We start from the raw sequence: 13,869 nt of genomic DNA, 5'->3' as shown, positions 1-13,869 counted from the left end.
CACCCCGCCTTGGGTCGTCTCATGCCAGCTTGAGGTACACCGATCCCTGCTCTATACGAACGGGGTAGGTGCGCACACCCTGGGTGAGCGGTGAGCACAGCGCGCTGCCGTCCCGCACGTCAAAGCGCCCCTGGTGAAGTGGGCATTCGATCTCGTGCCCTTCCAGGAAGCCGTCGCACAGCCGTGCATTGCCATGGGTGCACAGGTTGTCGGTGGCGAACACCTCGCCGTCCACGGTGTAGAGCGCCACATCGCGTCCCTCGACGGTCACTCCCACCACGTCGTCCTCGGGCAGGTCGGCGCGCGCGGCCGCCTCGGTCCATTCGGTGTCGATTGCCGGCATGGGGGTCTCCTCAGATCGGGTAGATGATGGAATTCGGGATCATTTCGCTGTCGTAGATGCATTCCTTGCGGGCGAAGCGCATGCCTTCGGGCGTGCGCACCACCACATCCAGGTAGCGCCCAACGTTGAAGACCGTTGAGGGCTCCGAGAGCTTGGTGCGAAAGACGGCGTAGTTCGCCTCGCACGCCCAGCGGCCTTCCCCGGCCTGGCGCACGATCGGCGCGCCGATCACGTGGCGCTGGTAGTAAGGGTCGTGGAACAGCGTCTCGCGGATGCCGTAGACCCGGTCCTTCAGCATGCCTTGGCTGTCGAACGACAGCGTGGCCAGCGGCAGGCCGCGCTCATGGTTCTCGCGCGGCTGCAGGCGGTAGAGGCAGTCTTCGGTGAAGAAGCCCGGCCACCGGTCCCACTGCGCTGCATCGAGCGTGGCGGCGTAGTCGGCATAGAGCTGCTGCAGGGCGAAGTAGTCGGCGAATTCGATCGCGGTGGATTGAGCGCTCATGGTTCAGTCCTTCTTTTCCATCACGCTGCGCCAGTACTCGTACATGCCGCGGATCAGCGTCTCGGTGACCATGTGGTCGGTGTCTCCCACCTCCCGGCCGCCGAGCTCCACCAGCGCGCGATGGAAGGGCTTTTGCTCGAAGCCCTGTTGCGAGAACTCGATCACCTCGCCATCGTCGGCCGAGACGAAGCCCGCCGGACCGAACAGATTGGCCTGGCGCAACCGGCGCTCGGTCATCTCGTCGGTGTCGTTCTCGAAGCCGAAATGCGTCCATTCGAAATCGAAGGCATCGTGGCCCACGGGCTGGATGTGGCGCGTGGAGACGCTGTTGACCTGCTGCTGCAGGATCACGCTGGGGAACAGCGTGGTCATCACCGCCGTGGGCCCGCCCCACCAGGGCTCGGGCACGATGTCGAGAAAGCGCGGGTCTTCCAGCTGCATGCCAGCCTTGAAGCTGGAGACGTTGGACACGTCGGACTGCTTCTTGGCCTCGCCGCGCGTGGACACCATGGCCGCGTGGCGGTGGCGCCCATCCATCTTCAGCTCCGACTTGTTGTCGGCCCGCCAGAGTCCGAAGGTCACGAACCAGGTGTGCAGCAGACCGGGGTGGTAGGGGTCCTTGATGTTCTCCTGCATCAGCTTCCAGTTGCCCGGAATGCGCTGGCGGTTGTAGCCCAGGATCTTGAGCTTGCGGCCGTTGAACAGGCGGTCGAAGTACCCCAGGATCACCGGCCCGAGGAAATCCTCCAGCGACTCCACGCCGTGGTCGAACGAGGCAAAAACCACGCCGCCGCGCGTGGCCACCTTGAGCCGCGTCAGGCCGTGTTCCTCCAGCTTGAAATCCGCCGGCATGCCGCCGTGGATCTTGCCGTCCTGCTTGACGCCGCGCCGGAAGGGCACGCCCTGCAACGCACCGTCGAGCTTGTAGTTCCACTGGTGGTAGGGGCAGACGAACTCCTTGCGGTTGCCATGGCGCTCCCGGCAAAAACGCATGCCGCGGTGCGCGCACACGTTCTCCACCACGTGCAGTTGCAGGTCCTCGCCACGCACCAGGATGACCGAGCGCTCGCCGATGGCCGTGCGCTTGAAGTCGCCCGGGTTCGGCACCTCCGCCTCCAGGCCCACGTAGCACCAGTGGCCGCGGTAGAAGAACCGCTCCAGTTCGCGGCGGTAGATGTCCTCGCTGGTGTAGGCCGCGAAGGGCACGCGGTGCGTGCCGGGGCTTTCCCAGGTCGGATGCAGTGGGAAGACGGGATGGGGCGTACTCATGGCGTTGTCTCCTTGGGACTTGTTATGGGGTGTTGCGAATCAAAAGAAGTAAGGGTGCGCAGGAAGGGGCCCTGGCCCCTGCCTCACGGCGTGCTGGCGTAGAAGGCATCCGCGTAGAGGTGTTCGGCGACGACACCGCGCTGGCGCGCCAGCAGCGACACGGCCTCCACCATGGGCGGCGATCCGCACAGGTAGGCGCGCCAGCCTTCCAGCGTGGGCCAGTCCTGCGCGATAGCGTCGGTGACCAGGCCCGTGCGTTGGCCCGGCGCCGCATCGGCTGCGGCCACCACGGCATGCACCTGCAATTGCGGGTGCCGCTGCTGCAGATCTTTCAGCCACTGCAGGCCGTAGACATCGCGCGCCGATCGGGCGCCGGCATAGACGTGAATGGGGTTGGGCATGCCCGATTCCAGCGCGCCGCGCACGATGGAGAGGATCGGCGCCAGGCCCGTGCCGCCCGCCACGCAAAGCATGGGACCTTCGTACTTGCGGCGCAGGTAGGCCGAGCCCAGCGGCCCGCTCACGCGCACCGCATCGCCCACGGCCAGCACCTGGGCCACATGGGTGGACACCCGCCCGCACTCGACCAGCCGCACGTGGAATTCGAGTTCGTCATCGTCCGGCAACCCGGCCATCGAATACGGCCGAACCAGGCCCGGGCCGAACTGCAACTGCGCGTACTGCCCCGGCGAGAAGTCCAGCGGCTTGGCCGGCTTGAGGCGCAGGCGGCGGATGTCGTGCGTTAGCGTTTCCACCGCCGTCACCGTGGCCTTGAGCGTGCGGGCGGTGTGCACCACCACCTCGTCGGGCTCGGGGATCTCGATGGTGCAGGACTCGCTCAGCACCGTCTGGCAGGCCATCACGTATTGCGCCTCACCGCCGCCCAGCGGCGGCATGCGCAGCGCCTGGCCCGCATCGATCACCTCGCCCGAAAGCACCTTGCAGCGGCAGGTGCCGCAGCGCCCGGCCATGCAGCTGTAGGAAACGGGGATCTGGTACTCGCGCAGCACTTCCAGCAGGTTGGCGCCCGGTGCCACGGGCAGCACGCGGCCCAGCGGCTCGATATGCAGTTCCATCGGGTTGTCTCACTCAATGTCGTTGTTATGGCCCCGATCATTCCTGTGATCTGATAATCAGCCAATAGAATGGCGTGAATACACCGCATCACCCTGATGAATAAAGGTGCCCCGTGGAACTGGAAGACATTGATCTGAATTTGCTGGTGGTCTTTCAGCAGCTGCTCGTCACACGCAAGGTGTCGCAGGCCGCGGAAAACCTGGGCCTGACGCAACCCGCAGTGAGCAACGCACTGGCTCGGTTGCGCCGCCTGCTGGGTGACGAGCTTTTCTTGCGCACCGCCCAGGGCATGCAGCCCACGCCTTATGCCGACCAGTTGGCGGAGTCGGTGTCGTACGCGCTGGCCATGATCCACGGCGCCCTCAACCACAAGCTGGGGTTCGATCCTGCCACCAGCCGGCGCGTGTTCAAGGTGGGCATGACGGACATCGGCGAGATCTACTTCCTGCCCCGCCTGCTGGAGCGGCTGGCCCAGGTGGCACCGGGCGTGCGCCTGACCACCGTGCGCAATTCAGCCACCGACCTGAAGGACGCCATGGAAGCCGGCAAGGTGGACCTGGCCGTAGGCCTTCTGCCTCAGCTCAAGGCCGGCTTCTTCCAGCGCCGCCTGTTCCGCCAGCCCTACGTGTGCCTGTTCCGCGAAGGCCACCCGCTGCACAAGCGCCGCAGCATCGCACTGGCGGATTTTTCCAAGGCGGAGCACGTGGTCGTCGTCTCCGAAGGCACGGGCCACGGCAAGGTGGACGAACTGCTGGAGCGCATGGGCGTGGCGCGCGACGTGCGGCTCACCGTGCCGCATTTCGTCGCCATCGGCCACATCCTGCAGGCCACGCAGATGGTCGCCACCGTGCCCGAAAAAATGGCTCAGAGCATGGCCGAGCCCTTCGGCCTGGCCTATGCGCCCCACCCGGCCAAATTGCCGCAGGTGGCGATCAACCTGTTCTGGCATACGAAGTACCACCGGGATCCGGGGAACCAGTGGCTGCGGGGGGTGTTGGTGGAGATGTTTGCGGAAGGGGAGTGAGGGCGTGCATGGCACGTCCTCATGACTTAGCTACTACGTTTATGGACAGATTGCTGTGGCAACGCTTGTCTACCTGGAGCGGAGCGGCGCAATGTCGCCTACAGGCTGAGAGCGGAAGTCCACCAGCGTCGGCTTTGAGGCGGCCCGGCGCTGGGCAGTGAATTTAAGGGGCGCCCCATCCGCCTCCTTCAGTATGTTCGTTCACATCGGCGTGGCTCCGGAGTTTCCGACCCGTGTGGAGTCGCACCTGACTGAAGCAGATGCGTCGCGAAGCTGTTCCACAGCTTGTGCGGCGTGGCTGGCTGGATGAAGCCGGTATCGCGCAAGGCGCGTTTGAAGCCTCTCTGGACGGTCTCGCATAGACTGAACCTAATGAGCGCTCGGCCCACGAAAATCCGCAGCCCAGATGGGAAGCGCAAACAAATGTAGGGAGTTGATCCAGTGACTTCGCGTGCAGGGTCCCATGCGGGACGGGGATTCCGATATCAGGATGCTGTGGCGGCAAGCCTCGCGCTTGGGGGTTGGGCGGGGCGGCTTCCGTATGGATTAGTCATACCTGAAGGCGATGACGACATCGAGCTAGGAACGACGGCCGGTAGGGTCCTTGTGCAGGTGAAGTCGAGACGCGAAAAGCGGGGACCTTTCCCTGTGGCTGACGTGGTGAACTTCCTTACAAAGCTCTGGGCTAATAGTGCGAAGCAGCCCACAGAATCCTACATGCTCATCATTGAGCGAACTTTCGTCGGCGGGCCAGCGCTGGACGGGGCGTTTCCACTCAGCGATTTGACGGCTATTGTTCAGGCGCTGTCGGTCAGCACTCAGCCAGACTTGCTGGCCAGAACGAGCATGTTGGTACTGCCAAACCCGCGCGGTGCGGCTCATGAGGCAATTGCGGCGCGGCGCGGATGCAGTGTCCTCGAGGCCGATACCTACTACGGCACGGTTTTGCGAAAGGCTGCTCAGCTTGCTGATGAGAACGGTATGAAGCAGTCAGGCAGCTTCCTTGGCCTATCGCTGAGTGACGTGGAGCTTGAGGTCAACAAGCGTGCTCCGTTGTTCACTTCGGAACGCATCCTGGCGGCACTTTCGCGAGGGCTATGTGAGGCAGTCGACTTCGCAACACCGATGGAGGACCCAAACTTCTTCGCGGGTGTTGACGTCCAGCCCGGTCATGTGGTCGCCGGGCTGGTTGTGAAGCGCGCCGCTTTAAGAGATGGGATCATCGGCGCGCTGGCCGAGCGCCGTAACGTGCTTCTGAGAGGTCCTTCTGGCGCGGGGAAGTCCGCGCTTCAGTGGGATGCCGCGTACTCGCTCCGGCATGCAGTGCGTTGGTTCCGAGTGCGGCACTTGACCATTGAAGACATTGGTGAACTAGTTATTTTGGCTAACAGCTGTGGCGCTGCAGCGGAAGCTCCTGTGGGCTTCTTGCTCGATAACCTAAGCGCCGGGTTGATGGATGGTTGGGACGCACTGGCACGTGAGGTTGCTACCAAACCCGGCCTCGCTCTTCTCGCTTCCATTCGCGAGGAGGACATATGCCAGTTGGCAGAACGACGCCACGCAATTGAAGTTCCTGTGCGTGCCGAACGCGAGTTCGCCGAACAGTTCTGGCGTGAACTACGAGATCAGGGCATCACCTCGTGGACTAACTGGCAGGAGCCTTGGGACCAATCCAACGAACTGCTGCTGGAATACGCCCACATCCTCACACAAGGGAGTCGGCTCTCTGAGACTCTGCGACAGCAGGTCGCCGTTCGCGTGAGTGACCACGCGAGGCATGCGGAGCTTGAGGTACTGCGCGTCTGCGCCGCAATCACCTGCCTTGGGGCACGTGTTGATGTCGCGAAGCTCCCCAGGGTACTTCATCGAAGTGCAATGGAGGTTGGAAGTGCTCTTCCTCGGATCGTGAACGAACATCTTCTGCGAGACCTCGGTGACGGTTCAATGGGTGGTACACATGAACTCAGGTCGCTGCATCTTCTCAGCGAGACGAATCACGTATCCATAGAAACCGAGCAGCAGACCTTCATTCAAGCGCTTGATGCTGTTCTGGAGTCGGACCTGGGAGTATTTCTCGCCAGATCGTTGGGACGCTATCCATCGCTGGAGGAGTCATTCTTAGAGACGCTATCCGGAAGGTTGAACGAAAAGCCTTCGATACAGCTCATGACTACCATTCTGACGGGGCTGGGTGAGCAGCAAATTCAACAGGCCATCGACATGTGGCTGAGGTCGTCGGAGGTCGCTTCCGCTCCGCAAAACACTCTGCTTGCGGCCGCGCTCTTCGGCATTTCGGGGATAGAAATGCCTGACGTGTTTGCTACATCGCCGACTGCTCCGGCGGCCAGACTCCTCACTGAAATCAAATCGCGGTCCACAGAAAACCATTTGCGAGGCAGACTCCTTCAACGCATGTCGTCAAGTAGTGTGCAAACCTTGGTGAGCGGTGCTTCGGACTTGGCTTCGCTTAATGCCCTCTTGGTAGCGCACGTGGGGCACGCACTTACGCCGGGGCTCAGAGACGCGCTCTTGCAAATGTCTCCGGACTTGGTGTCGAACGATCTGGCGCAAGTCGGCGAGTTGCTGGGCACCGTGTATTTACTGGAGCCGGAAATAGCGCGCCGTTGGGTCGAGAGCGCCGGCGCCGTAGAACTCTTGGCTCGAGTCGGTGCTGAGGTTCCGTGGGCGACGGCTGCAGCCACACGTCAGGAACCGGAGGGACTTGCTGTTGCCAGCGACATTCGAATGGTTTCAAGACGCTATCAACCCGCGCAGCATGACGACGTGGTGACGCTGTGTGAGCTTCTGCTGGCGCTATGTCCGACTGCGGATTTGGCTGTTTCCCGAGCGGTTGCCGGCCCTGGTGTGGTCGCTGGATTCGATGGTTTCAATGTGGCCGACAAGCGAATCCCCAGAGGCAAGCTTCCGCCTAGTTCCCTTCCGGCATGGAACCGCCGATGGAGTGAAGCTATCAAGCACAGGCTTGCACCTGCCAGCTATGGCGCTTTTCTTATTGAAGCGGTTGGCCAGGTTGAGAAGATGAACTCGGCCCTACGCGAAACACTAGACGGCGAACTGAGAGGGGCCCAAAACGCGACTGCGCTTGAATCTTTGGGCGAAGTACACATTCAAAGCCGAACCCTGCCAACGCCGCGCATTCCGTGGTTCGCGGATGGGAAAAGGCAAGCTCAGAAGGACTCCCAACTGCAATCGATTCTTTTCGACTGCAGCGCCGATCTGCTTCGCAGATTTGCTGTCCTACCACGGGACGCTATGCCCTACATCATGTGGCTAGGAGATGTTCTAAAGCGAATCCGTGACGCAATAACCCGAGAGCCTTGGCACTTGATGCCGCATGGAAGTAGCGCGAGCAAGCCATTAGTGGAACTCTCCGAGGTGGTGCGGGATCTGCTTGCGTTAGCCGGTGAGGCTGTGCAGCGACAGAAAAATCCACTCGTGCTACACCGCAAGTTTAGAGCGCCCTCTGGTCGAGCTCTATCCGACGCATGTGCTTCGGCAAGGAAGAAGAAGCGAACGCTCAGGAGCAGTATTGAGAAAGATTTGCGCCACGCTTTTTGGCGCATGCACCCCGGCACTCAAGTGCATGTGAAGAGTTCGACCGATGAGACGTTAGTTTGGCCGATGCTGGAAGTCTTGGTCACCGTTGAGCTAGACCGCATCCATCACTGGCTTGCAAGGGTTGACGGTGCATGGACCAGTTGGCGCAAGCTAGTCGACGCGTCGATGCATCTGACGGTCATGCCTGTCGTAAAAGGCATGCATGTGCCAATGTGTGCCTTAGGCGGGTCCGATAGACCGTTTCCGGCGGAAGAGCGGGCGCGTGAATGGATTGAGCAGGCGGGCCTCCTGCCAATGCCCGAGGCCGCGACAACTAGGTGGCGCACCTTCTGCGAAGCAGCAATGGACTTTGCAGTCTTTGCCGCACAAGGCTTGGGACTCGATGACCGACCGGTATTGGAGCGAACGTCCAAGGCTGATGTGGTCGCCCGCTTGGTGGCTAGTAAAGCAGGAATTGACAAGACTTTGCCGCCTCTCCTTCGCGAGATGACAGACACGCTTGTTGCGTTAGCTGTCGAGCAGCCTGAAGAACTTCTCGAGTCGCAGCTGGGATTTTTCAGGCAGAAGTTAACGCCTGTTGCTGAGGTGTTGTTGGACGCTCAGTACGCTTGCTACTCGGTCGACCTTGAGATGGAGCCCGCGCACATTTGGGCTGAGTCAGCGCCGCAAGGAGATGGAGCTCAGCCAAGCTCGGAGCAGGCAAACTCCTGAGAACTGAAATGCGGCCTTGCTTCGACCTGTCGTGGTAACTGCCCCCAAGAACATGCGCCGCCCGCTGCGCGGCAGGAACGGCATCGGTAGTCCACATGCGGATGGCGCATTCCATATGCGTGCCTTTCGTCGGTTGCCTGCGACCATTTTGCTATGCTTTTTGATTCCACAGCGCTTGACCCACAAGCGCTACAGGCCGTTTTGACTTGAATAGGTGCTTGATTCAGGCGCCCCTGCGCACGCGCCCAAGCAGCACCACCGCTGCCGCCGCCAGCACCGCCGGCACGGCGGCCACCAGGATGATGGACGAAGGCGTCCACGCCGCGGCCAGCAGGGCGCCGCCTGCCAACGGGCCGACGATGGCGCCGATGCGGCCCACGCCCAGCGCCCAGCCCACGCCGGTGGCACGGATGTGGGTTGGGTAGATGGCGGCGGCCAGCGCGTTGCAGCCGATCTGCGCGCCCACCACGCCGAAGCCCGAGAGCGCCGCGCCAGCCAGCAGGCCCGTGAGGTTCTGCCCGCTGAAGGCGATCAGCGCGATGAAGCCGGCCGAGGCGGCATAGGCCGCGCCCAGCACGGTGTAGGCGCTGAAGCGGTCGATGAGCCGGCCCAGCGCGAGCGCGCCCACCACGCCGCCCAGGTTGAGCATGGCGGTGGAAAGAATGGCTTTCTCCAGCGGCAGGCCGGCGCTTTTGAGCAGCGTGGGCAGCCAATTGACCAGGAAGTACATGACCAGCAGGTTCATGAAGAACGCCAGCCACAGCAGCATGGTGGTGTGCAGGCGGCCGTGACGAAACAGCTCGAACACCGAGAAGCCCGCCTGCACCCCAGCAGCCTCGTCGCGCAGCCCGGCCATCACCGTGGCCGGGTCTTCGCCCGGGTAGGCGCTCTTGACGATGGGCTCGTAGCGCGCGGGCGCGGCGCCGCTGGCGGCCAGGTAGCGCAGTGATTCGGGCAGCAGCGCGGCCAGCACGGGCAGCAGCAGCAGGGGCAGCACACCGCCCAGCACGAACACCGAGTGCCAGTCGAAATGCGCGATGAGCCAGCTGGAGATCAGCCCGCCCAGTGTGGAGCCCAGCGGAAAGCCGCAGAACATCACCGTGACCAGCGTGGCGCGCAGGCGCTGCGGCGCGTATTCGCTGGTCAGGGCAATGATGTTGGGCATGGCCGCACCCAGGCCCACGCCGGTGATGAAGCGGTAGGCCAGCAGCTCGTTCATGTTGGTGGCCCAGGCCGTGAGCAGCGCGAACAGGCCGAAGATGAAGGTGGACAGCAGGATGATCTTCTTGCGGCCCCAGCGGTCGGCGGCCGGGCTGAGCAGGAAGGCGCCGGCCATGAGGCCGAAGAGGCCGGCCGCGAAGATGGGCCCGAACTCCGAGGGCTTGAGCCCCCAGTCTTCCGCGATGCGCGGGGCCACGTAGGCGATGGATTGGGTGTCGAAGCCGTCGAGCATGGCGACGATGGCGCACAGCAGCGTCACGCGCAGCTGCAGCGGCCCGAAGGCGGCACGGTCTGCCGCCGGAATGCCGGCGGTCATGGATGGGGTCATTTTGTCTCTCTCCGTCTTGTAGGGATGGGGGTGGCTCATGGGCCGGGGACCACAGAAAAAATCAAGGCTGGTAGTCGGGCTGCTCCTGCGGTCGGGCCGCGATGAAGGCGGGGTGCCGTTCGGCGTGCGCGTACACGGCCATGGCACGCGCATGGGGTTGGAGGTCGCAGCCTGCGCGCAGCGCGTTGGCGACCTGGGGCACCAGGCACACGTCGGCCAGCGTGGGCTGGTCGCCAAAGCACCAGGGTCCGCCGCCGTCACCGTGCCTGGCAAGCAGCCGCTCCACAGCCTCGAAGCCCTCGGCCGCCCAGTGGGCGTACCAGGCGTCCTTCTGCGCTGCGCTCAAACCCAGCGGCCCTTGCAGGTACTTCAGGATGCGCAGGTTGTTGACCGGGTGCATGTCGCAGGCGATGACATGGGCCAGCTCCAGCACGCGGGCACGCAGCCGGGGCTCCAGCGGGATCAGGCGCGGCTCGGGGTGGCGCTGGTCCAGGTAGTCGAGGATGGCCATGGACTGGCCCAGGGCGAAGTCGCCGTCCACCAGCGTGGGCACGACGCGCGAGGCGTTCAGTTCGGCATAGTCCGGCGCGCGGTGCTCACCGGTACGGATGTTCACCCCGTGGTGGTCGGCGGGCAGCCCCTTCAGTGCCAGGGCGATGCGCACCCTGTATGAGGTGGAGCTGTTGAAGAAGCTGTAGAGCTGCATGCAAGGCTCCGTCAGACCACGTCCACCGCCAGCTCACCCAGTCGATCCACGCCCACCGCCATGCGGTCGCCGCGCACCACCGGGCCCACGCCCTCGGGAGTGCCGGTGTAGATCAGGTCGCCCGCCTCCAGGCGGAACCAGGTGGAGAGGTCGGCGATGGTCTCGGCCACCGACCAGATCAGGTGCGACACATCACTGCGCTGGCGGTCCGCACCGTTCACGGTGAGCCAGATGCCGGCCTGCTCGAAGTGGCCCACGTCGCTGGCGCGGTGGATCGGGCCGATGGGCGCGGAGGCATCGAAGGCCTTGCCGATCTCCCACGGCCGGCCCATCTGGCGCATTTCCATCTGCCGATCGCGGCGGGTCATATCCAGGCCTACGGCGTAACCCCAGGCATGTTCCAGCGCGTTTTCGCGGGCGATGTCGCTGCCGGCTTTGCCGATGGCGACCACCAGTTCGGCCTCGTAGTGAAAGTTGTCGGTGCGGGACGGGTACGGAAGGCGCAGCGTCTCGCCGTACGCCACGGGAATCACCGCATCGGCCGGCTTGCAGAAGAAGAAGGGCGGCTCGCGGTCGGGGTCGAACCCCATCTCGCGGGCGTGGGCCGCGTAGTTGCGGCCCACGCAGTAGACACGGCGCACGGCGAAGGCATCAGGGGTGCCGACGACGGGCACGGAAACAGTGGGGCACGCGGGGAACACGAAGGCCATGGTGATTTTTCTTTCGGAGAAATGGGTCGTTCAAAAGGGAAGGAGGGTCACGTTCGCGAGCGGTTCACAGAGCCCTTCTGGCCAGGCGCCGCATCGCAAACAGTGGCGGCGCCACGGCAAGATGCGGCAACGCCGCCAGCAGGGCTCTGTGGGCCGCGCCCCGCTCAGGAGCGCTGTTCGCGCAGGAGGTTGAGCGCCGCCTGCACCGGGCGATCGGAATAGCTGAACAGCACCGCGTCCTGCGTGGCGGCCAGCTGTACGGGTGCCCACGAGGGCGCGACGAAGGTGTCGCGCGGGCCGAACTGGAAGGTGCTGTCGCCGATGCGCGCCGAGCCCTGGCCTTCGACCACGCTGAACACGGTGGCGTCGGTGCTGCGGTAGGTGCGGCCCTGAAACCCCGCCGGCAACAGCTGCAGGAACGTGGCCATGGTGGGCATGGGCCAGCCGCCGGTCGCGGGGTTTACGTAGCGCAGCTTCACACCGTCCCAGGCATCGAGCTCGCCCTGGCGAAAGAGCTGCTCCAGCGCCTCGCGGCTGCGGTCGTAGGGGTAGCTGAAGATCGGCGAGGTCGGGTCCTCCGCCGCGCGGTGCCGCACGGGCGCCATGTTGTGGCCGAAGGCGGCGAAGCTGTGGCCTTCGGCGCGGTTCACGGGCTGCGCGGCCTCGGGGTAGTTCTCGGCGAAGCCCGCGTCCAGGTGGCGGATGAGTGGAATGTCCAGGCCGTCGAGCCACACCACGGGCTCGCCGCCCTCTTGCGCCGAGGGGTTGCCGTGGTCGTGCCAGGTCCACGACGGGGTGATGATGAAGTCGCCCGGGTGCATGGTGGTGCGCTCGCCGTTGACGGCCGTGTAGGCACCCTGCCCTTCCACGATGAAGCGCAGCGCCGACTGCGTGTGGCGGTGGCTGGGCGCCACTTCGCCGGGCAGGATGAGCTGCAGCCCCGCATAGAGCGTGGAGGTGATGCTGGAACTGCCGGGCAGGCCGGGGTTTTCCAGGATGAGCACGCGGCGCACGGCCTCCTCGGCGCTGATGACCTCGCCCGCCTGCATGACGAGCGGGCGTATGTCTTCGTACTTCCAGAAGGCCGGCATGGCCTGCGGGCGCGGCTCGCGCGGCACCAGGCTGTGCAGCGATTCCCAAAGAGGCGCCATGCCCTGGCGAGCGATGCGTTCGTAGTAGGCCTGGCGTTCCAACGAGGGGGCGCCCTTCGCAGCGGGCCGGGCCAGAGTGGTGGTGTCCATGCGTTGTCTCCTTTGCAGCGGCCCTGCGCACCGCCCTGACAAGGGCTTGGCGGCAGGCCATGGAGCGGATTATTCGAAGACAGCGATAGTCCGTAAAATCATTTATTGGTCTCATCCATAATCTTTTGCATATACCTAGCCCGCATTTGAGGACCGCAATGGACTGGACCCACCGACTGCGGCTGCGCCAGCTGCACATGCTGCTGAGCCTGGCGCAGACCGGCAACATGAGCCAGTCGGCGCAGCAGCTGCACACTGCGCAGCCCGCGCTCTCCAAGTGGCTCAAGGAGCTGGAGGACGACCTCGGGATGGTGCTGTTCGAGCGCCATGCGCGGGGCTTGAGGCCCACGCCCCAGGGCGAGGCGCTCATCGCCCATGCCCGGCGCATCGAGGCCCACCTGGACAGCGCGCGCGACGACATGCAGGCCCTGCGCGACGGCGGCAGCGGCCTGGTGGTGGTGGGCACCTCGGGTGCATCGGCCTCCGACGTGGTGCCCATGGCCGTGCTGCGCCTGCTGGAGGGTCTGCCGCGCGCGCAGATCCGGCTGGCCGAAAGCACCATGAACGTGCTGATGCAGCAACTGGCCCACGGCGAGCTGGACGTGGTGGTGGGCCGCTCGGCGCCCGAGCTGCACGACACCCACATCCACGCCGAGATGCTCTACATGGAGCCCATCCACCTGGTGGCCCGCCCGCAGCACCCGCTGCTGCGGCTGGAGCGGGCGCTGGAATGGAGCGAGCTCATGGCCTACCGCTGGCTCGTCTGGCCGCGCGGCACGCCCATCCGCAACGCGCTGGAGAATGCGCTCGCCACGGTCGGGCAGGCGCTGCCGCCGGGCAGCGTGGAATCGAACTCCGTCACGCTCAACCTCACCCTGCTGGGGCACAGCGACATGATCGGCATGGCCTCGCACCGCGCGGCGCTGCGTTTTTCGCACATGGGGGCGCTGCGCGTGCTGCCGGTGCGCCTCTCGGGGTTCGGCTCGGTGTCGATGTATTGGCGCGAGAACACCGCCGACCGCACGGCCGTGGCCAGCATGCTGCGCGCGCTGCGCGAGGTGTCGGGGCCAGTGTCCTGACACGCTGAAACCCGACATCACCACGCCGGCCATCGCGCCCAACCAGAAGCGACCTCACGGCCACCCCATAAAATGCGAT

General features: G+C 64.4%; 11 protein-coding genes. 3 read left to right on the top strand and 8 right to left on the bottom strand.

The features are described 5' to 3' along the window. Positions 1 to 19: 19 nt before the first annotated feature. From RQI28_RS12840 to RQI28_RS12825, 4 genes are all read right to left on the bottom strand, one after another. Complete coding sequence (locus RQI28_RS12840; protein WP_311222289.1) at positions 20 to 343, bottom strand: non-heme iron oxygenase ferredoxin subunit; 324 nt, start codon at positions 341 to 343, stop codon at positions 20 to 22. A gap of 10 nt (positions 344 to 353) precedes the next feature. Then, a complete protein-coding gene (locus RQI28_RS12835; RefSeq protein ID WP_311222288.1) occupies positions 354 to 845 on the bottom strand; it encodes an aromatic-ring-hydroxylating dioxygenase subunit beta in 492 nt (163 codons plus the stop codon). Between the two features lie 3 nt (positions 846 to 848). Continuing rightward, a complete protein-coding gene (locus tag RQI28_RS12830; protein WP_311222287.1) occupies positions 849 to 2,114 on the bottom strand; it encodes an aromatic ring-hydroxylating dioxygenase subunit alpha in 1,266 nt (421 codons plus the stop codon). Between the two features lie 83 nt (positions 2,115 to 2,197). Next, complete coding sequence (locus RQI28_RS12825) at positions 2,198 to 3,190, bottom strand: 2Fe-2S iron-sulfur cluster-binding protein (protein ID WP_311222286.1); 993 nt, start codon at positions 3,188 to 3,190, stop codon at positions 2,198 to 2,200. Between the two features lie 113 nt (positions 3,191 to 3,303). On the opposite strand from RQI28_RS12825, the gene RQI28_RS12820 reads away from it, so the two are divergent. Both RQI28_RS12820 and RQI28_RS12815 read left to right on the top strand, forming a co-directional pair. Beyond that, the gene (locus tag RQI28_RS12820) at positions 3,304 to 4,215 is read left to right on the top strand and encodes a LysR family transcriptional regulator (RefSeq protein WP_272549877.1); all 912 of its coding nucleotides are present in this window, start codon (positions 3,304 to 3,306) and stop codon (positions 4,213 to 4,215) included. Between the two features lie 717 nt (positions 4,216 to 4,932). Then, positions 4,933 to 8,505, top strand: coding sequence for a hypothetical protein (locus RQI28_RS12815; protein WP_311222285.1), 3,573 nt, complete (start codon positions 4,933 to 4,935; stop codon positions 8,503 to 8,505). Between the two features lie 223 nt (positions 8,506 to 8,728). Here RQI28_RS12815 and RQI28_RS12810 read toward each other — a convergent pair whose 3' ends face one another. From RQI28_RS12810 to gtdA, 4 genes are all read right to left on the bottom strand, one after another. Then, entirely contained in the window at positions 8,729 to 10,054 is a 1,326-nt protein-coding gene (locus tag RQI28_RS12810) for an MFS transporter (RefSeq protein WP_311222284.1), read from the bottom strand. A 61-nt stretch (positions 10,055 to 10,115) separates the two neighbouring features. After that, positions 10,116 to 10,760 carry a maleylacetoacetate isomerase gene (gene maiA / locus RQI28_RS12805; protein WP_311222283.1) on the bottom strand — a complete coding sequence of 215 codons (645 nt, stop codon included), beginning with the start codon at positions 10,758 to 10,760 and terminating at the stop codon, positions 10,116 to 10,118. Positions 10,761 to 10,771: 11 nt separating this feature from the next. Then, positions 10,772 to 11,470, bottom strand: a complete 699-nt coding sequence (locus tag RQI28_RS12800) for a fumarylacetoacetate hydrolase family protein (RefSeq protein WP_311222282.1) — start codon at positions 11,468 to 11,470, stop codon at positions 10,772 to 10,774. A 164-nt stretch (positions 11,471 to 11,634) separates the two neighbouring features. Beyond that, entirely contained in the window at positions 11,635 to 12,711 is a 1,077-nt protein-coding gene (gtdA, locus tag RQI28_RS12795) for a gentisate 1,2-dioxygenase (RefSeq protein WP_311222281.1), read from the bottom strand. Between the two features lie 158 nt (positions 12,712 to 12,869). On the opposite strand from gtdA, the gene RQI28_RS12790 reads away from it, so the two are divergent. Further along, a complete protein-coding gene (locus RQI28_RS12790) occupies positions 12,870 to 13,790 on the top strand; it encodes a LysR substrate-binding domain-containing protein (protein WP_311222280.1) in 921 nt (306 codons plus the stop codon). The last annotated feature ends 79 nt before the right edge of the window (positions 13,791 to 13,869 follow it).

The sequence above is a fragment of the Acidovorax sp. WCS2018Noco2-16 genome (assembly GCF_031843945.1).
In the GTDB taxonomy this organism is placed as follows: Bacteria; Pseudomonadota; Gammaproteobacteria; order Burkholderiales; family Burkholderiaceae_C; genus Paracidovorax.
This window is presented reverse-complemented; position numbering and strand designations above follow the sequence as displayed.

Excerpts from the sequence above, each read along its gene's own strand:
- RQI28_RS12830 (WP_311222287.1), bottom strand. The coding sequence starts at position 2,114 with ATGAGTACGCCCCATCCCGTCTTCCCACTGCATCCGACCTGGGAAAGC.
- gtdA (WP_311222281.1), bottom strand. The coding sequence starts at position 12,711 with ATGGACACCACCACTCTGGCCCGGCCCGCTGCGAAGGGCGCCCCCTCG.
- RQI28_RS12790 (WP_311222280.1), top strand. The coding sequence starts at position 12,870 with ATGGACTGGACCCACCGACTGCGGCTGCGCCAGCTGCACATGCTGCTG.
- maiA (WP_311222283.1), bottom strand. The coding sequence starts at position 10,760 with ATGCAGCTCTACAGCTTCTTCAACAGCTCCACCTCATACAGGGTGCGC.
- RQI28_RS12810 (WP_311222284.1), bottom strand. The coding sequence starts at position 10,054 with ATGACCCCATCCATGACCGCCGGCATTCCGGCGGCAGACCGTGCCGCC.
- RQI28_RS12835 (WP_311222288.1), bottom strand. The coding sequence starts at position 845 with ATGAGCGCTCAATCCACCGCGATCGAATTCGCCGACTACTTCGCCCTG.
- RQI28_RS12840 (WP_311222289.1), bottom strand. The coding sequence starts at position 343 with ATGCCGGCAATCGACACCGAATGGACCGAGGCGGCCGCGCGCGCCGAC.
- RQI28_RS12800 (WP_311222282.1), bottom strand. The coding sequence starts at position 11,470 with ATGGCCTTCGTGTTCCCCGCGTGCCCCACTGTTTCCGTGCCCGTCGTC.
- RQI28_RS12825 (WP_311222286.1), bottom strand. The coding sequence starts at position 3,190 with ATGGAACTGCATATCGAGCCGCTGGGCCGCGTGCTGCCCGTGGCACCG.
- RQI28_RS12815 (WP_311222285.1), top strand. The coding sequence starts at position 4,933 with ATGCTCATCATTGAGCGAACTTTCGTCGGCGGGCCAGCGCTGGACGGG.